Raw genomic sequence first — 16,650 nt, 5'->3', positions numbered from 1 at the left:
GGCGATCACACGACCCGGTCAATGCCGTGGTTGTCCCACGTCTCGAGTGCGAATGCGACAACGCCAGCTGCTTCGGCCAGATCGCGGATCTCTGTCTCGAGCACGAGGGCCTGTGTTCGGAAATTGTCCTCGCTGGTGGATCCCGCATCCGCGACCAGCGACGAGCCGCACTGGCGCAGTGAGCGCCGGGCGGTGTGTGGCGTCGAGGCGAGCTCGCTGGCCCACCCAGTCATGGTGGATCCGGCGTCGCGGACCGCTTCGCTATCAACCGACATTCTGGAATTCACGGCACCCCCAACATGCGCAACGCCCGTTGGCGCGCGCCTGGCACATACCTTAGCGGCGGGTGTCGATTTTTCGCCGGTGGCAGGGGCCTAGATGGGGAAAACTGCCCGGCTCTAGGACAGTGACATGAACATCTTCTCGAGTCGCTCGCGGGCGTCGGTCTCGTCCTCGTCGGAGCGGATGCACTGCTGCAGTCCCGCCGCGATCATGGTGAATCCAGCGCGGTCGATCGCCTTGGACACTGCGGCCAGTTGGGTGACGACGTCGCCGCAATCCCGGCCCTCGTCGATCATGTTGAGCACGCCGGCCAGTTGGCCTTGCGCACGGCGCAAGCGCTTGATGACGGGCTCAAGGTCTTCCGGCTCCAAATGAACGGCCGACATGACGCCTCCCTTTCGGCGTGGTGCACACGCACCGCGTCCGTGATCAATATACCCCCGCCCGTACCCTGCGCGAAAGGCCTTCGGTCCCGCACCCCCCTCTGAGGCGCGCCACAATGGGAACATGATGCCCGAAGACCTGCCGCAAGACCGTGAACTCGACCCGGCGTGGCTGACAGCCACGGTCGCCGCCGCGCTCGACGAGGACCTGGGCGGCCAACCCGGAAGGGACGTCACCACGCAGGCGACCATTGCGGCGTCGTTGCAGGTCACCGGCGACGTCGTGGTCAGGGATGACGGAGTCCTCGCTGGCATCGGCATCGTCGACGAGGTGCTGGCCCATGTGGCACGACGCTTGGGTTTGGCGGTGCCGACCGTGCAGCACCTCGCGGCCGACGGGGATCCCGTCGCGGCAGGCACGAGTGTGGCGCGTATCGAGGGGGCAGGTCACGTCGTGCTGATCGCCGAGCGGACGGTGCTCAACCTCATGTCACGGGCGTCTGGCGTCGCGACGCACACGAGGCGTTGGGTCGAGGCGCTGGCGGGCACAGGGGCGCGAGTGCTCGACACCCGCAAGACAACCCCGCTGTTGCGCGAGCTCGACAAGTACGCGGTCCGATGTGGCGGGGGAGTCAACAAGCGCTTCGGCCTGTACGACTGCGCCATGATCAAGGACAACCACATCGTCGCGGCAGGCTCGATCGAACGCGCGGTGGCCGCCATCCGGGAGGCCTTTCCCGACGTTCCGATCCAAGTGGAGGTCGAGGGTCGCGACCAGGCGTTCGAGGCTCTCGCCGCCGGTATTCGGTTCCTCATGTTGGACAACATGCCGCCTGCGAAGATGGCGGAGCTCATCGGGCAGATCCGCGGCCAGGAGGGCCGCTACGGCAGGGTGCGTTTCGAGGCAACGGGAGGGCTCACCCTCGCGAACGCCGCAGAGGTGGGAGCCACCGGCGTCGACTTCATGTCGGTGGGGGCGTTGACCCACAGCTCGCCGATCTTGGATATCGCGCTCGACCTCGCCGAGGCGCCCCCAGCAGGCGCTCTCACGTAGGGCCCCGTCGGGCCGGTAGCCTTGAGCCCGTGACCGAGCAGCCGATAGTAGACGACGTCCCCGAACAGATGCGCGTGCGGCGTGACAAGCGCGACCGCATCTTGGCCTCTGGCGGCCAGGCCTATCCCGTCTCGGTTCCCGTGACCCATCAGATCGCGGAGGTCAGGTCCACGTACGAGCCGTTGGAAGACGGCGTCGAGACGGACGACGTGGTGGCAGTGGCCGGGCGCGTCGTGTTTGTGCGCAACACGGGCAAGTTGTGCTTTGCCGCCATTCAGGACGGCGAGGGAAACAGGCTACAGATCATGGTGAGCCTCGCCGCGGTGGGGGAGGACTCGCTCGCGTCTTTCAAGGCCGACGTTGACCTCGGCGACCACCTCTTCGCGCAGGGGAGGGCAGGAAAGTCCCGGCGGGGTGAGGTGAGCGTGTTCGCGTCCGAGTGGGCCCTCGCGGCCAAGGCGCTGCGTCCGTTGCCCGTGCTTCACAAGGACCTCGCGGAAGACACCCGCGTGCGGCAACGCTACGTCGATCTGATTGTGCGCCCGCTGGCCCGCGAGACCGCACGAAACCGCTCCCACCTTTTGCGTTCGCTGCGCGAGTCTCTTCATGGACGGGGATATATCGAGATCGAGACGCCGATGTTGCAGACGCAGCACGGCGGAGCGGCGGCCCGCCCGTTTGTGACGCACATGAATGCGTTCGACATTGATCTCTATATGCGCATCGCGCCGGAACTCTTCCTGAAGCGCGCGGTGGTTGGGGGGATCGAAAAGGTCTTCGAAATCAACCGGAATTTCCGAAATGAGGGTGCCGACTCATCGCACTCTCCCGAGTTTTCCATGCTGGAGGCTTACGAGGCGTACGGTGACTACTCGACCATGGCGACGCTGACTCAGACTCTTGTGCAAACCGCAGCCATGGACCTGTTTGGCACCACCTCCGTGATGCATGCCAGCGGCGAAGAATACGACCTCGGCGGCGAATGGCCCTCGCTCACACTGTATGGCTCGCTTTCCGAAGCGCTCGATACGGAAATCACCCCGGAGACTCCCGTATCGGTGTTGCAGTCGCTGTGCGACGCCGCGGAAATTTCGGTGGACCCCAAGCACACCAATCACGGCAAGCTCGTCGAGGAACTGTGGGAGCACCACGTGGGAGAGGGCCTCACCGCGCCCACCTTCGTGAAGGACTTCCCGGTGGAGACGAGCCCGCTCACGCGCGACCACCGCACCACGCCTGGACTCGTGGAAAAGTGGGATCTGTACGTGAGCGGCTTCGAGCTGGCGACCGCGTACTCCGAGTTGGTGGATCCGGTGATTCAGCGCGAACGCTTCGCGCAGCAAACCAGGATGGCGGCGCTGGGGGACGCGGAGGCCATGAAGCTTGACGAGGACTTCCTCACGGCCATGGAGCACGGCATGCCGCCTGCGGGTGGGATGGGCATGGGGATAGACCGACTGCTCATGGCTCTCACCGGGCTGGGAATTCGCGAGACCATCCTGTTTCCGTTGGTGAAGCCGGAAGAGCGCCCATGAGCATCGCAACGCTCGCCATGGGAATTCTCCCTTCGCTTGGAGTCGGGGGTTTGTTCTTCTTTGTCATGCGCGGGATCATTCGCGCGGATCGTCGCGAGAGGGAAGCCATCGCGCAGATGGACCGCGATGAGGCGCAACGCGCTCAGCGTCTCTCTGCGGAACACGGCGGCCAGTCGTCACAATAGGCCGGGCCAGCGGGTCGCGACTCTCCGGAATCGAAGCGTCAGCGAAATCGTTGAAGAACCGGGCTGGAATTTCCGCGCGATGAGGTCCCCGCAGGCGTCATCGCCGCCATTGTGTGAAGATAGTCGCGTCCACTCAGAAAGGAAATCGCATGGCACAGAAGGTCCAAGTGGTGCTCGTCGACGATCTCGACGGAGGCTCCGCCGATGAGACGCTGAAGTTTGCGGTCGAGAACACGCAGTATGAAATCGACCTCTCCACCGCACACGCCGCCGAGTTGCGGGCGGCGTTCGCCCCCTGGGTAGCGGCGGCGCGCAAGGTGCCTGGTCGGTCTTCTGCCAAGTCGCGGTCGACGTCCGACACCAGCAAGGTGCGCGCATGGGCCAAGGCGAATGGCTACGACGTGTCGGAGCGGGGCCGCATCTCGGCCACGGTGCGTTCCGCCTACGACGCCGTTCACTAGTCAGGGGCTGGCCGCGACAACGCACCACTCGTGTCGCGGCCTGGCTCGTGCCAGTCTTGAGTCATGACCTCATTCTTTGTGGGAACGTACCCCCCAGATGGCCTTGGAACACCAGCGGGCCGCGGCGAGGGCGTGTGGCGTGGTGAGATCGGCGCCGACCGCGTCGTCTCGGCGGCTCAGATCACGGCCGAACCCGCGCCCTCCTTCGCAGTCATGCACCCGCGCGCACCCCTGCTGTACGCGGTGGAAGAGACGGAGCCCACCGTTCTCGCGGTGTGGGACGTGGGGGCGCTTCCGCGAGAGGTTGCCCGCGTCGACGTTGGAGGGAGCCAAGGCTGTCACCTGGTGATGGCTCCCGATGGTGCCACCGTCTACGTGTGCCACTACGGCACCGGCGAGGTGAGCGTGGTTCCGGTCGCGCTCGATGGGACGCCGCAGTCCACCACGCCGGCGCAAACCCTGGCGCATCACGGCGCGGGCCCCCGCAGTGATCGTCAAGAAGGCCCTCACGCGCATTGCGCCGTCTTCGCGCCAGGGGGACGGCATCTGTTGGTGGCCGACCTCGGGACCGACGAGTTGCGCCGCTACACGGTCGGCGCGGACGGGCTGCTGTACGAGCCTGGGATCGCCGCGGCCTTGCCTCCGGGTTCCGGACCACGACACCTGGCCGTGCGCGGCAACCTGATCTACGTTGTCTGCGAACTCGATCATCGCTTGAGGACGCTGCGGTGGGAGGGCGAGTCGGCCACGGCCGACGTGATCGCCGAACACCCCACCACGTTGGCGCCGCGGCGCACGGGTGACGCTGTGTACGACGCGCACGTCGACCTCGTGAACCGTGACAGCGGCGACGTGCTGCTCGTCTCGGTGAGGGGCGCGGATGTGATCTCCGTGTTCGATGTCGCTCCAGAGGGAGAATTGACGTACCGCGCGGCATTTGACGCTGGCCATTGGCCGCGTCACTTCGCCGTGGTGGGCGAGCATGTGTTGGTCGGGGCAGAGAGGGGCCACGAGGTCAGGGCCTTTGCGCTCGCGGACGTGGTGGCGCTACCGCCAGAATCCGAGTCTGGCGCCATCGCTCAACTGCCCTACACGTCGGCCGCGGTCACCAGCCCTGCCTGCATCGTCGCGGCCTAGGGGACCCCGCGCGGGACTCGCCTCCAGGCGCTCCTTCGGGACGTTGGATGCGCGCGTGCCCCACGAACATGCGTCAGGATGGACCCATGACTTACACACTCATCCTGCTCCGCCACGGCGAGAGCGAATGGAACGCCAAGAACCTGTTCACCGGCTGGGTCGACGTGCCCCTCAACGACAAGGGCTGGGGCGAGGCCGTTCGCGGCGGCGAATTGCTCAAGGAGGAAGGGGTCCTTCCCGACGTCGTCCACACCTCCCTGCTGCGTCGCGCCATCATGACCGCCAACCTCGCGCTCGATAGCGCCGACCGTCACTGGATCCCCGTCAAGCGCAACTGGCGCCTCAACGAGCGCCACTACGGGGACCTCCAGGGCAAGAACAAGGCCGAGACTCTCGAACAGTTCGGCGAAGAGAAGTTCATGATTTGGCGTCGGTCTTACGACGTGCCGCCGCCCGTCATCTCCGCCGATAACGAGTACACGCAAGAGGGCGACCCCCGCTACGCGGGCGAGCCGATCCCCAAGACCGAGTGCCTCAAGGACGTCTTGGAACGCGCGCTGCCCTACTGGGAGTCCGCGATTGTGCCCGACCTCAAGGAAGGCAAGACGGTCATGGTGGCCGCGCACGGCAACTCGCTGCGCGCCATCATCAAGTACCTCGACGGCGTGGGCGACGACGAGATCGTCGGCGTGAATGTGCCCACTGGCATCCCGCTCGTCTACCACCTCGACGAGAACCTCAAGCCGACCAACCCCGGCGGCACCTACCTTGACGCAGACGCGGCGGCAGAGGCAATCAAGGCCGTCGCCAATCAGGGCAAGAAGGAGTAGCCTCAAAGTACGTTCGTTCGGTCGACCTCTCATTGTCGGCCGACAAAGCGAAAGGCCCCGCCTCACGGCGGGGCCTTTCGTCGTCTGGGGGGCGCGCGCTAGATGCGGGCGGCCTCGCCGGAGTGGTCGCCGGTCACCAAGTAGACGATCCGGCGTGAGACGCCCACGGCGTGATCTCCGAAGCGCTCGAAGTAGCGCGCGAGCAGCGAGATGTTGAGGATCTCTTGAGGGCTACCCTCAAAGTCATCGGCGAGCAGTCGTTGGTAGGCCTCGGCGTGCAACTGGTCGAGGGTGTCGTCATCGCTCACAATTCCGGCGGCCACGTTCAGGTCGCGGTCCTCAATCAGTTCAGTGACCTCTTGGGCCGCTTTCTTCGCCGCGGCGACCATGCCCTCCACGACGTCCGAGTGGGTGTCAGGGAACGCGCTGTCCGGGTAGGCGCGGCGTGCGGTCTCTGCAATGTGCTGAGCGAGGTCGCCCATCCGCTCCAACGCGGCGGAAATGCGCAGGCTCACGATGATGGTGCGCAGGTCCAGGCCGACGGGCTGTTGCTGCGCGATGAGCAACACACACCGTTCGTCAACGGTCTCCTCGATGTCGTCGAGCGTGGCGTCGTCGGCGATGACTCGCTGCGCCAACTCAACGTTCTTGGTCAGCAACGCCTCGCCAGCCTGATCGATGGCGGTGGACACGTGCCGAGCCATGGCGGCAAGATCATCGGCAAGTTCCGACATCTCGGCGGTAAACAGCGTGCGCATGGGTCTCCCTTGGTATCGCGGATTGTTCCTAGTGTGGCACTCGCGACGCGTCGAGAAGAAGAAGTGAGCGTCGGGCGTGGTGAACAATCGGTGTCGACCGTGAACTTTCGGTAAAGCCGACCTCCTATGGATACTGTGGCGGCATGACACCGGTCGCATGGCTTGCGATGGCCTTGGCCTTCGGCTGCGGAGTTCTCGTGGGGGCGCTGCTGTTGCGCCGACGAGCAAAGCAGGAAGTCGTGGCCCGGACTCTGGTGCCGCACCGAACGCGACAAGTGATTGGAGCTTTGCAGTCCGGCACCGTCATCGTGCGGCGTGATCGCAGGGCGTCCTTCTCGAATCACTCGGCTTCGGCGCTCGGAATCGCTCGCCCAGACGGCGCGCTCCACGAGGGTGTCGCAGACCTGGCGGAGCGCGCGTGGCGCACCGGGCAGGTGGTGGAGCAGGAGGTCGAGGTGCGACGAGGCGTACTGGGAGCCGTCTCGCAGGTGCACGTGCGCGTCACCCCCATCGACGAGGAGCTGGCACTCGCGGTCGCCAATGACAACACGGAGCAGCGCGCCGCAGAAGCGACCAGGCGTGAGTTCGCCGTCAACGTTTCGCACGAACTGAAGACCCCGATTGGCGCTTTGTCGTTGCTGGCCGAGAATGTCGAAGACACAGCGGACGACCCGGAGATGGTTCGCCAGTTCGCCGTCAAGATGCGTCGGGAGGCCAGACGGCTCACCAAACTCATCCAGGAGATCATCGACATCTCGCGCCTCCAGGGTGGGGAGTCGGTGCTCGACCATGAGGAGATCGACGTGGCAGGCGTCGTCCACGAGGCCTTCGAGGGGGCGCGGCTCGCTGCAGAGACCAAGCGCATCGAACTGGTTGCGGACTTGCGTGCCAGACCCCTGGTGCTTGGGGATAGGGATCTGCTCGTCATGGCAGTGCGCAACCTTGTCGACAACGCCATCGCCTATTCCGATGCCGGATCGCGCGTGACGGCCTCAGTGACGAGCCACGACGACGCGGTGTCCGTGGCGGTGATGGACCAAGGCATCGGCATCGATGCCAAGGACCAGGAGCGCATCTTTGAACGGTTCTACCGCACAGATCCCGCCAGGGCCCGGCAGACGGGCGGCACAGGGCTCGGCCTGAGCATCGTCAAGCACGTGGCGCTGCAGCACTCGGGTACCGTCAACGTCTGGTCCCAGCCGTCCGTTGGCTCCACCTTCACCATGACACTTCCCGGATACCAGGAGTCACCATGAGCGACCACGTGTTGATCGTCGAGGACGAGGAGACCTACCGCGACTCGCTGCGCTTCATCTTCGAGCGCGAGGGTTTCCGCGTCACCCTCGCAGCGAACGGACGGGAGGGAATCGATGCGTTCGAACGCGACGGAGCCGACGTCGTGCTTCTTGACCTGATGCTTCCCGAGGTGTCGGGGACGGATGTGTTCCGGGCTATCAGGGCGCGCTCAGATGTGCCCGTGGTGATGGTGACCGCTCGCGACGATCAGATCGACAAGATCATCGGCCTGGAATTGGGCGCCGACGACTACGTCACCAAGCCGTACAGCGGTCGGGAGCTCGTGGCTCGGGTGCGCAACGTGTTGCGCCGTACGGCATCGATCCCTGTGGACCTCCAGGACGAGCCGACGCGGCTTACTGTCGGGGGGTTCACTCTTGACCCGGAGCGGCTCACGGTCTCCAAGGACGATGTGGCACAGTCGGTGCCGCCAAAGGAGTTCGCGCTCTTTCATCTGCTCGTCTCCAATGCTGGTCGCGTGCTCACCCGCCAGGTGATCATCGACCGCGTCTGGGGTGCCGACTACTACGGCGACACCAAGACTCTTGATGTCCACATCAAGCGACTTCGCGGTCGCATCGAGCAAGAGCCCGGCTCGCCGCGACACCTGCTCACGGTGCGTGGCGTCGGCTACACCTTCGAGCCATAGGCCCCCAAACGGGGGGCGTTGTCGAACCGTGATGTGCGTTCACCGAACGTTCACCGTGCGTTCACGGCTTTCGCCAACGCCCGTTACCTTGCGTCCTTAGCGTGGGACTCGACCGGCAAACGCCGGGACGTTCTCAATACGTGAGGAAATTCTGTGAATATCGCACTTCGCTCGGGTGCCGTCGCCTCCGCGGCCGCGCTCTCCCTGCTGCTCGCCGCCTGCTCGCCCTCCAACGAGGAGACCGAGTCCACCGAGACGAGTGGTGGTACCGAGACAGAGACCACCGCGTCGCTCTCCGGCTCCATTAGCGGCGCGGGCGCGTCTTCTCAGGAAGCCGCGGTCGCCGCATGGCGAGCTGGTTTCCAGGCGCTCAACCCTGATGCCACTGTCAACTACGACCCCATCGGCTCTGGCGGTGGCCGTACGCAATTCGGCGAGGGCGCTGTGTCGTTCGCTGGCTCGGACGCGCTGATGGACTCCGAGGAGTACGCGGCTGCGGCCATGGCGTGCGACGGAGACTCCGGTGCCGTCCACCTGCCGCTGTACATCTCGCCGATCGCGGTGGTGTTCAACGTCGACGGAATTGACTCGCTCAACATGACTCCCGCCCTGATCGCACAGATCTTCGACGGAAAGGTCACGGCGTGGGACGACCCGGCCATCGCCGACCTGAACCCCGACGCTGATCTGCCGTCCGACCCGATCACCCCGGTCTACCGCGCGGATGAGTCCGGCACCACCGAGAACTTCGTCGACTATCTCGCGGCGGCCGCTCCCGCGGACTGGCCGTACGAGGTCACGGGCAACTGGCCTGTGAACGTCGGCGAGTCGGGCCCCGCGACCTCCGGTCAGATGCAGATCGTTCAGGACACGCCCGGTTCCTTTGCCTACGTTGACGCCTCGCGCGCCGGCGACCTGGGCACCGTCGCGGTTGAGGTCAACGGAGAGTACGTGCCGTACTCGCCTGAGGCCGCCGCCGCAGTCGTGACGTCCTCGCCTCTGTCGGAGGGTGCGAACGGTGAGAACGACCTGGCGTACGAACTCGACCGCACGCCCGACGCTGCGGGCGCGTACCCGATCGTCCTGGTCTCCTACCACCTCGTGTGCCAGCAGTACGACGACGAGACCGAGCGGGCACTTGTCACCGAGTACCTCAAGTACGTCGCCTCGGCTGAAGGTCAGCAAGCCGCCGCGGACGCCGCTGGCTCCTCGCCGATCGGCGACGAGCTCGGCGCTCGGGTGACCGCGATCCTCGACACGATCGCAGCAGGCTAGCCCGCCCTAGGACTGGACCGATGGTGGGCTCATCCGCAAGGATGGGCCCACCATCGCCAACTCACCGCAACCTACGGAAAGAGCGCGCGTGACTACTCCGCAGGAACTCGCTTCCCACGGCACCAAAGCCCAATTTTCGACCCGCCGGAGCGCCTTCGCGGACCGCGCCTTCGGCGGTCTGTCAGCTGGCGCGGCGAGTCTCATTCTTGTCACCCTCGCCGCCGTCGCAACGTTCCTGCTGATCGAGGCGTGGCCAGCGATGACATCGTCCGCGGCGGCCCTCGATGAGAAGGTGGGCTGGCTGGGCACTGAGGCGAACGAGACGCTGATCGCGACCATCGGGTACCTGGTATTCGGCACCGTGCTCATCTCGGCGATCGCACTGACCATCGCCGCCCCCTTGTCGTTTGGAATCGCACTGTTCATCTCCCATTACGCGCCGCGACGGCTCGCCGCTGGCCTGGGATACCTCATCGACTTGCTCGCCGCCATCCCTTCCGTGGTGTACGGGCTTTGGGGTGCGATCGTGGTGGTACCTGTGCTGCAGCCCTTCTACCAGTGGCTTGGCTCCACCTTGGGGTGGATACCCCTCTTCGCTCCCGACCCGTCGACCGGGGAGGTGTCGGCAACGGGCCGGGTTGCCCTGTCGGCAGGAATAGTGCTCGCGATCATGATCATCCCCATCATTACCGCGGTAACGCGAGAGGTGTTCCTCCAGACCCCCGTGTTGCACGAGGAGGCGGCTCTCGCGATGGGCGCGACTCGTTGGGAGATGATCCGCATGGCGGTCATCCCGTTCGGCCGCCCAGGCATGATCGGGGCCACGATGCTCGGTCTGGGCCGTGCACTGGGCGAGACCATGGCCGTGTACATGATTCTTTCCCCCGGCCTCAGTTACCTCCCCTCACTCCTGCAGGCGGGCCAGCACAACACGATTGCTGCCTATATCGCACTCCAGTTCCCCGAGGCCAACGGCGCCGGAGTATCCGCACTTGTCGCCATGGGGCTGGCCTTGTTTGTGATCACCCTGCTGGTGAATATGCTTGCCCGCTGGGTTGTGTCCCGTCGGGCCGAATTCTCTGGAGCGAACTGATGGCAACCCGGACCATGGAGTCCTCGCCACTTGGTGAACTCACCAGGCAGCGCAAGTGGACGAACACCGGTATGGCGGTGCTCATCTACGGAGCGTTCCTCACAGCGCTGATACCGCTGGTCTGGCTCTCCGTTACGGTGGTCACTCGCGGTCTTGACCGGTTCTTCGTCGACGCGAATGGCGACTCGAACTTCAATCTCGACTTCCTGAATCAGACGATGCGGGGGATCTTCGGAGGAATGCCAGAAGGTGGCATCCTCCACGCCGTGTGGGGGACCGTCATCATCACCTTGGCGGCGACGGCAATCTCCGTGCCGATCGGCCTGTTGACCTCGATCTACCTGGTGGAATACGGCACGGGGTGGCTCAAGCGTTCCGTGACCTTCTTTGTCGACGTGATGACGGGAATCCCGTCGATCGTTGCGGGCCTCTTCGCCTATGCAGTGTTCGCCATCCTGGTAGGGCCGGGTACCAAGCTCGGCATCGTCGGCGCCGTCGCGCTGTCGGTACTTATGATCCCGGTAGTGGTGCGTTCCTCCGAGGAGATGTTGCGGCTCGTGCCCAACGAGTTGCGCGAGGCCTCCTACGCCCTAGGCGTCCCCAAGTGGTTGACAATCCTGAAGGTGGTCTTGCGCACGGCGATTGCCGGGATCACGACCGGCGTGACGCTCTCGATCGCCCGAGTCATCGGGGAAACCGCACCGTTGCTGATCGCCGTGGGCGTCGCGGACTCCCTGAACTACAACCTGTTTGACGGGCGCATGATGAGCTTGCCCGTGTACATCGTGGCCGAATGGCGCAAGGGCGATGCTCCCTGCAACGACGAGACGATCGCCTGCGTGGCCAACATCGCGGAGACGCGCGCCTGGGCCGCTGCGTTCGTCCTCATCCTCATCGTGATGGCGCTCAACCTCATTGCCCGCCTCATCGCCAAGTACTTCTCCCCCAAGACCAGTCGGTAAAGGAATCCCACGTGGCCAAGCGCATTGACGTCAACAACCTGAACGTCTATTACAGCAACTTCCTCGCTGTGGAAGACGTCTCGCTCGCGATCGAGCCCAACTCCGTGACGGCACTGATCGGCCCTTCCGGTTGCGGCAAGTCCACGTTCCTGCGCACGCTCAACCGCATGCACGAGGTCATCCCTGGCGCACGCGTCGAGGGCGAGGTGCTCATGGATGGCGCCAATCTGTACGACTCGTCGGTGGACCCGGTGGCGGTGCGCCGCCACGTCGGCATGGTCTTCCAGCGCCCCAACCCATTTCCCACGATGTCGATCGCCGAGAACGTGGTGGCTGGAGTGAAGCTCAACAACAGGCGGATGTCCAAGGCGGACACGGAGGAGCTCGTGGAGTCGTCGCTGCGGGGATCGAATCTGTGGGATGAGGTCAAGGACCGTCTCGACAAGCCAGGATCCTCGCTGTCGGGCGGACAGCAGCAGCGCCTGTGCATTGCCCGCGCGATCGCGATCAAGCCTGACGTGGTGCTGATGGATGAGCCATGCTCGGCCCTCGACCCGATCTCCACGCTCGCCATTGAGGACCTGATTCAAGAACTCAAGGCCAACTACACGATCGTGATCGTGACGCACAACATGCAACAGGCTGCGCGGGTGTCGGAGAAGACCGCGTTCTTCAACATCGCCGGGACGGGCAAGCCCGGCAAACTCATCGAGATGAACGACACCACAACGATCTTCTCCGCGCCGTCCGAGAGGGCCACAGAGGACTACATCTCCGGCCGCTTCGGTTAGGCCCCAAGGGCCGGGTGGCTACGGTAAGGCGACTGCGAGGTCCACCAGCACGTCGGCGTACTCCGGAAGCGTGCCGTCTACAACGGGGAGCGCGCCGGTGGCCGCCCCTGCCCCTGCGACGGTGACGGTGTAGTCGCTGAACAGCCCTGGGTCGGTGGGCGCGATCGTGATGAACTCCTCCGTGCCTTCGGCCACGCCCAGTTGGACGCCCTCCATGGGTGCGATCTCGTACGTCTCCTCGGTGTTGCCAACGGCGATCGTGACGGTGGCATCTGCGGTCTCGTGGTCGTTGTACAGGGCCCCTACGAGGGCGGCTGGCTCCCCCTCGGCGGTCGTCACGAGCAGGATGTTCAACGCACGCACGTCTCCCACGGCGACGGCGGTACCGTCCGACGGGTCGTACTGGTCTGACGTGGTGATGCTCGCGTTGAGCGAGCAGGAGCTCAGGATCAGCATGGCGCCGATGGCTACGGCGGCAACCTTCGCGCGTGAGTGCACGAGATTTCCTTTCGCGGGGGACGTTCGCGGGAGGGGACGTGACACAGGATACCGGCAGGCCGCAGCCGGGCTCCACCGCGTGTCGTTGCCCGCTCATCCCGTAACCGACCTGTATAGCACTCGATCGCGGTGGTAGACTAGGCCCTCGGATCGAAGGGGAAACGGACACACATGAACTTCGTCGTTGGCGAGACAGTCGTCTATCCGCACCACGGTGCGGCCCAGATCGAGGACATCAAGAAGCGCACGGTCAGGGGCGAGGAGAAGATGTACCTCAAGCTCCGCGTCGCCCAGGGCGACCTCACCATCGAGGTGCCCGCAGAGAATGTCGACCTCGTCGGCGTTCGCGATGTGGTGGACCAGGCCGGGCTGCTCAAGGTCTTCGCGGTCCTCAAGGAGCCCTACATTGAGGAGCCGACCAACTGGTCGCGCCGTTACAAGGCCAATGTAGAGAAGCTTGCCTCTGGCGACGTGATCCGCGTGGCAGAGGTGGTCCGTGACCTGTCGCGGCGCGACACCGACAAGGGCCTCAGCGCTGGCGAGAAGCGCATGCTCTCCAAGGCGCGTCAGATTCTGGTGAGCGAGTTGGCTCTTGCAGAGAAGTGCGACGAGCCCACTGCCGAAACCCGACTCGACGCGGTCCTCGCCTCGTGACAACGGCGGCCGTCCTGACGGCCGCAGGTAGCGGCTCTCGACTTGGCCGCGACATCCCCAAAGGCCTCGTCACCGTCGGCGGAACGCCGCTCGTGAGGTGGGCGGCGTCGTCGCTCGCCTCCGTGTGCGAACGCATCGTGGTCACAGCCCCCGCCGACGCCGTTGGCGCCTTTGCCGATGCCGTCGCCGGGGTCTCCGCCCGCGTGGACGTGGTGGCTGGTGGCGCTAGCAGGCAAGCTTCAGTGGCGCTCGGGCTCAGCGCACTCGCTGACCTCGACGCACGCGATGCCGTGCTGGTGCACGACGCGGCACGGCCGTTCATGCCGGTCGCGGTGTTTGGGCGGCTTCTTGACGCGCTCGAGAGCCACGACGCCGTCATCCCCGTGCTGCCCGTCGTCGACACGATCGTGTCTGGCGTAGGTGGCGACGTGCGGTACCTGTCGCGCCCTACTCTTGGCGCGGTCCAGACCCCGCAGGCCTTTGTCTGGGGCGCGTTGCGCGAGGCACACGCGCGGGCCCAAGCCGAGGGCTTCGAAGCGACGGACGACGGAGCCATTGCGCAGCGCTATGGGTTCCGGTTGGGCACGGTCGAGGGGGATCCGCTCGGCGCGAAGATCACGTACGCCGAGGACGTCGAGGCGGCCGAGCAGAGGATGGGGCGATGATGCGCACTGGCATTGGGACCGACACACACTCTTTCGGCACTGAACGTGGCTTGCACCTCGCTGGATTGTCGTGGCCGGACGAGACGGCACTGACGGGGCACTCCGACGGGGACGTCGCGGCTCACGCTGTGTGTGACGCGCTGTTTTCCGCCGCGGGCCTGGGCGACCTGGGCTCGAACTTTGGCACGGACTGGCCCGACTGGGCAGGGGCCTCCGGCGCGGCGCTACTCGCGGAGACGGCCGCGCGCGTGCGCGCGGCGGGCTTCGACATCGCGAACGTCGCCGTCCAAGTGATCGGCAACCGACCCAAACTTGGCCCGCGCAGGGCCGAGGCGGAAAAGGCCATGTCCGCCGCCGTCGGCGCTCCTGTGAGCGTGTCAGCCACCACCACAGATGGGCTTGGGCTCACCGGCCGCGGCGAGGGACTCGCGGCGATCGCGACGGCGCTGCTCACCGCCCCCTAGCGTCGGCCGTGCCCGGCACCCGGCACCACCGGCACTCTGAACCGTTCTGGGGGGTGACGCGCCGAACACGCCGACGCGCGGCCTCACATCCGCGGCGTGTCGCAATGGAAACGGTTCAAACTGTTCGGGGAGCCATCTGGCAGGGTTCACGCTGTCCAGCGTGCGGCGCGCGACGGCGGGCAATGCGCGGGCGGCGGAGGCCTCACTCGAGTTGACCGGTAACCTTGCACACGTGACTCTGCGCCTGTTTGACACCGCCACCCGTGAAGAGCGCGACCTCGTTCCGGTCGTGCCCGGCCACGTGGGCATTTACCTGTGTGGGCCGACGGTGCAGTCGAGCCCCCACGTGGGCCACTTGCGCAGTGCCGTCGCGATGGATGTGCTTCAGCGTTGGCTCGAGCGATCCGGCCTCACCGTGACGCTGGTGCGCAACGTCACCGACATCGACGACAAGACCTTGGTGAAGGCCGCAGAGGCCGGTACCGACTGGTGGGCGTGGGCGCTGCGGTACGAGCGCGAGTTCCAGGCCGGGTACACGGCGGTCGGGGTGCTACCTCCTGCGGCGGAGCCGCGAGCCACCAGCCACATCCCCGAGATTCTTGCGCTCATCTCCCGGCTGATCGAGCGCGGTCACGCGTATGAGAAGGACGGCTCCGTCTACTTTGACGTGCATTCGTTCGCCGACTACGGCTCGCTTACCAATCAGGGCCTCGACGATCTCACTGCCGCTCCGGATGCTCCGCCGGAGGACAAGCGCGACCCACGCGACTTTGCACTGTGGAAGGCGCGCAAGCCTACCGAGCCCGAGACCGCGTCGTGGGACTCACCGTGGGGTCCAGGCCGCCCGGGGTGGCACATTGAGTGCTCCGCGATGGCGCGCCGCTTCCTGGGCGACACCTTCGACATCCACGGCGGCGGTCTCGACTTGCGCTTCCCCCACCACGAGAACGAACAGGCCCAGTCCCATGCCGCCGGATACGGCTTTGCGCAGGTGTGGATGCACGCGGCATGGGTGACGCAGTCAGGCGCCAAGATGTCCAAGTCGCTGGGCAACGGTCTGCTGGTGAGCGAGGTGCTGGCGCGGTACCCCGCGCCCGCCCTCAGGTTGGCGCTCGCGCAAGTGCACTACCGCTCGATGCTCGAATACTCTGACGCCACGATGGACGACGCCGCAGCCACGTGGGCGCGGTTGGCAGGCTTCGTGAAGCGTGCCACCGAACGGGTAGGAGCGCCGACGCCTGAGCAGGTACGCGCGGCCGCGCTGCCGGTGCCCTTTGTCGAGGCCATGGACGACGACCTCGCGGTGCCGCGAGCATTGGCTCACGTTCACGAGACCGTGCGTGCGGGCAATGCGGCCGCGACTGCGGGAGACACGGACGCGCTCGCGTCCGCGCTTCTCGACGTGCGGGCCATGCTCGACACACTTGGCCTCGACCCAGCGTCCGCCACGTGGGCGGCTTCCGACTCCGCGGCTTCGGCCGCGATGGGCGCGCTCGACACCTTGGTGCGCGCCGACATTGCCGCGCGGGCCACCGCTCGCGCCACCAAGGATTGGGCGACAGCCGACGCCATCCGAGACAGGCTCGCCTCCGCGGGCATCGTGCTCGAAGACTCGGCAGAAGGCGTGCGCTGGTCGCTCGCAGAGGAGAACTGATGGCAGGCAATCAGAAGCGCCCAG

At 65.7% G+C, this 16,650-nt stretch carries 20 protein-coding genes; 16 read left to right on the top strand and 4 right to left on the bottom strand.

The window, feature by feature from the left end:
• Positions 1-5 precede the first annotated feature (5 nt).
• Positions 6-233 (bottom strand): hypothetical protein, encoded by a 228-nt coding sequence (locus QZZ33_RS10335; protein WP_291379896.1) that lies wholly within the window; start codon positions 231-233, stop codon positions 6-8.
• A 165-nt stretch (positions 234-398) separates the two neighbouring features.
• Entirely contained in the window at positions 399-668 is a 270-nt protein-coding gene (locus QZZ33_RS10330) for a metal-sensitive transcriptional regulator (RefSeq protein ID WP_291379894.1), read from the bottom strand.
• A gap of 121 nt (positions 669-789) precedes the next feature.
• Between QZZ33_RS10330 and nadC the strand changes: the two genes are divergently transcribed.
• The 6 genes from nadC to QZZ33_RS10300 all read left to right on the top strand — a co-directional run bounded on the left by nadC (position 790) and on the right by QZZ33_RS10300 (position 5,867).
• Positions 790-1,719 (top strand): carboxylating nicotinate-nucleotide diphosphorylase, encoded by a 930-nt coding sequence (gene nadC / locus QZZ33_RS10325; RefSeq protein WP_291379893.1) that lies wholly within the window; start codon positions 790-792, stop codon positions 1,717-1,719.
• A 68-nt stretch (positions 1,720-1,787) separates the two neighbouring features.
• Positions 1,788-3,254 (top strand): lysine--tRNA ligase, encoded by a 1,467-nt coding sequence (lysS, locus tag QZZ33_RS10320; RefSeq protein WP_291379923.1) that lies wholly within the window; start codon positions 1,788-1,790, stop codon positions 3,252-3,254.
• Positions 3,251-3,439 (top strand): hypothetical protein, encoded by a 189-nt coding sequence (locus QZZ33_RS10315; protein ID WP_291379891.1) that lies wholly within the window; start codon positions 3,251-3,253, stop codon positions 3,437-3,439. Before lysS ends, QZZ33_RS10315 begins: the two co-directional genes overlap by 4 nt.
• Before the next feature lie 149 nt (positions 3,440-3,588).
• Positions 3,589-3,900 carry an Lsr2 family protein gene (locus tag QZZ33_RS10310; RefSeq protein ID WP_291379890.1) on the top strand — a complete coding sequence of 104 codons (312 nt, stop codon included), beginning with the start codon at positions 3,589-3,591 and terminating at the stop codon, positions 3,898-3,900.
• 63 nt (positions 3,901-3,963) lie between these two features.
• A complete protein-coding gene (locus tag QZZ33_RS10305; RefSeq protein WP_291379888.1) occupies positions 3,964-5,037 on the top strand; it encodes a beta-propeller fold lactonase family protein in 1,074 nt (357 codons plus the stop codon).
• A gap of 86 nt (positions 5,038-5,123) precedes the next feature.
• Positions 5,124-5,867, top strand: a complete 744-nt coding sequence (locus tag QZZ33_RS10300) for a phosphoglyceromutase (protein WP_291379886.1) — start codon at positions 5,124-5,126, stop codon at positions 5,865-5,867.
• 98 nt (positions 5,868-5,965) lie between these two features.
• Here QZZ33_RS10300 and phoU read toward each other — a convergent pair whose 3' ends face one another.
• The gene (phoU, locus tag QZZ33_RS10295) at positions 5,966-6,625 is read right to left on the bottom strand and encodes a phosphate signaling complex protein PhoU (RefSeq protein WP_291379885.1); all 660 of its coding nucleotides are present in this window, start codon (positions 6,623-6,625) and stop codon (positions 5,966-5,968) included.
• Positions 6,626-6,768: 143 nt separating this feature from the next.
• Here phoU and QZZ33_RS10290 point away from each other — a divergent pair, with 143 nt between their 5' ends.
• The 6 genes from QZZ33_RS10290 (at position 6,769) to pstB (ending at position 12,691) form a co-directional block, all read left to right on the top strand.
• Entirely contained in the window at positions 6,769-7,881 is a 1,113-nt protein-coding gene (locus QZZ33_RS10290) for an ATP-binding protein (protein ID WP_291379883.1), read from the top strand.
• On the top strand, positions 7,878-8,570 hold the full coding sequence (locus tag QZZ33_RS10285) for a response regulator transcription factor (protein WP_291379881.1): 693 nt from the start codon (positions 7,878-7,880) through the stop codon (positions 8,568-8,570). The genes QZZ33_RS10290 and QZZ33_RS10285 overlap by 4 nt, the downstream gene beginning before the upstream one ends.
• 153 nt (positions 8,571-8,723) lie before the next feature.
• A complete protein-coding gene (pstS, locus tag QZZ33_RS10280; RefSeq protein ID WP_291379880.1) occupies positions 8,724-9,845 on the top strand; it encodes a phosphate ABC transporter substrate-binding protein PstS in 1,122 nt (373 codons plus the stop codon).
• Positions 9,846-10,023: 178 nt separating this feature from the next.
• Positions 10,024-10,938: a phosphate ABC transporter permease subunit PstC gene (pstC, locus tag QZZ33_RS10275; RefSeq protein WP_291379921.1), complete on the top strand. Its 915-nt coding sequence runs from the start codon at positions 10,024-10,026 to the stop codon at positions 10,936-10,938.
• Entirely contained in the window at positions 10,938-11,900 is a 963-nt protein-coding gene (pstA, locus tag QZZ33_RS10270) for a phosphate ABC transporter permease PstA (protein ID WP_291379879.1), read from the top strand. The genes pstC and pstA overlap by 1 nt, the downstream gene beginning before the upstream one ends.
• A gap of 11 nt (positions 11,901-11,911) precedes the next feature.
• Positions 11,912-12,691 carry a phosphate ABC transporter ATP-binding protein PstB gene (pstB, locus tag QZZ33_RS10265; RefSeq protein ID WP_291379877.1) on the top strand — a complete coding sequence of 260 codons (780 nt, stop codon included), beginning with the start codon at positions 11,912-11,914 and terminating at the stop codon, positions 12,689-12,691.
• Positions 12,692-12,709: 18 nt separating this feature from the next.
• On the opposite strand, the gene QZZ33_RS10260 is transcribed toward pstB, so the two are convergent.
• Positions 12,710-13,189, bottom strand: coding sequence for a hypothetical protein (locus QZZ33_RS10260; RefSeq protein ID WP_291379875.1), 480 nt, complete (start codon positions 13,187-13,189; stop codon positions 12,710-12,712).
• A gap of 171 nt (positions 13,190-13,360) precedes the next feature.
• Between QZZ33_RS10260 and QZZ33_RS10255 the strand changes: the two genes are divergently transcribed.
• The 4 genes from QZZ33_RS10255 (at position 13,361) to cysS (ending at position 16,626) form a co-directional block, all read left to right on the top strand.
• The gene (locus QZZ33_RS10255; protein ID WP_291379873.1) at positions 13,361-13,843 is read left to right on the top strand and encodes a CarD family transcriptional regulator; all 483 of its coding nucleotides are present in this window, start codon (positions 13,361-13,363) and stop codon (positions 13,841-13,843) included.
• Entirely contained in the window at positions 13,840-14,508 is a 669-nt protein-coding gene (ispD, locus tag QZZ33_RS10250; protein ID WP_291379871.1) for a 2-C-methyl-D-erythritol 4-phosphate cytidylyltransferase, read from the top strand. Before QZZ33_RS10255 ends, ispD begins: the two co-directional genes overlap by 4 nt.
• Positions 14,505-14,972, top strand: coding sequence for a 2-C-methyl-D-erythritol 2,4-cyclodiphosphate synthase (ispF, locus tag QZZ33_RS10245; RefSeq protein WP_291379869.1), 468 nt, complete (start codon positions 14,505-14,507; stop codon positions 14,970-14,972). The genes ispD and ispF overlap by 4 nt, the downstream gene beginning before the upstream one ends.
• Before the next feature lie 232 nt (positions 14,973-15,204).
• Positions 15,205-16,626 carry a cysteine--tRNA ligase gene (cysS, locus tag QZZ33_RS10240; protein WP_291379867.1) on the top strand — a complete coding sequence of 474 codons (1,422 nt, stop codon included), beginning with the start codon at positions 15,205-15,207 and terminating at the stop codon, positions 16,624-16,626.
• Positions 16,627-16,650 lie beyond the last annotated feature (24 nt).

The sequence above is a fragment of the Demequina sp. genome (genome assembly GCF_016278775.1).
Classification (GTDB): Bacteria; Actinomycetota; Actinomycetes; order Actinomycetales; family Demequinaceae; genus Demequina.
The sequence above is the reverse complement of the archived record's forward strand: the minus strand, read 5'-3'. Positions and strand labels throughout refer to the sequence as shown.

Bases quoted from the DNA above. Each gene is read 5' to 3' on its own strand.
- QZZ33_RS10335 (WP_291379896.1), bottom strand. From the start codon at position 233: ATGACTGGGTGGGCCAGCGAGCTCGCCTCGACGCCACACACCGCCCGG.
- QZZ33_RS10330 (WP_291379894.1), bottom strand. From the start codon at position 668: ATGTCGGCCGTTCATTTGGAGCCGGAAGACCTTGAGCCCGTCATCAAG.
- nadC (WP_291379893.1), top strand. From the start codon at position 790: ATGATGCCCGAAGACCTGCCGCAAGACCGTGAACTCGACCCGGCGTGG.
- lysS (WP_291379923.1), top strand. From the start codon at position 1,788: ATGCGCGTGCGGCGTGACAAGCGCGACCGCATCTTGGCCTCTGGCGGC.
- QZZ33_RS10315 (WP_291379891.1), top strand. From the start codon at position 3,251: ATGAGCATCGCAACGCTCGCCATGGGAATTCTCCCTTCGCTTGGAGTC.
- QZZ33_RS10310 (WP_291379890.1), top strand. From the start codon at position 3,589: ATGGCACAGAAGGTCCAAGTGGTGCTCGTCGACGATCTCGACGGAGGC.
- QZZ33_RS10305 (WP_291379888.1), top strand. From the start codon at position 3,964: ATGACCTCATTCTTTGTGGGAACGTACCCCCCAGATGGCCTTGGAACA.
- QZZ33_RS10300 (WP_291379886.1), top strand. From the start codon at position 5,124: ATGACTTACACACTCATCCTGCTCCGCCACGGCGAGAGCGAATGGAAC.
- phoU (WP_291379885.1), bottom strand. From the start codon at position 6,625: ATGCGCACGCTGTTTACCGCCGAGATGTCGGAACTTGCCGATGATCTT.
- QZZ33_RS10290 (WP_291379883.1), top strand. From the start codon at position 6,769: ATGACACCGGTCGCATGGCTTGCGATGGCCTTGGCCTTCGGCTGCGGA.
- QZZ33_RS10285 (WP_291379881.1), top strand. From the start codon at position 7,878: ATGAGCGACCACGTGTTGATCGTCGAGGACGAGGAGACCTACCGCGAC.
- pstA (WP_291379879.1), top strand. From the start codon at position 10,938: ATGGCAACCCGGACCATGGAGTCCTCGCCACTTGGTGAACTCACCAGG.
- QZZ33_RS10255 (WP_291379873.1), top strand. From the start codon at position 13,361: ATGAACTTCGTCGTTGGCGAGACAGTCGTCTATCCGCACCACGGTGCG.
- ispF (WP_291379869.1), top strand. From the start codon at position 14,505: ATGATGCGCACTGGCATTGGGACCGACACACACTCTTTCGGCACTGAA.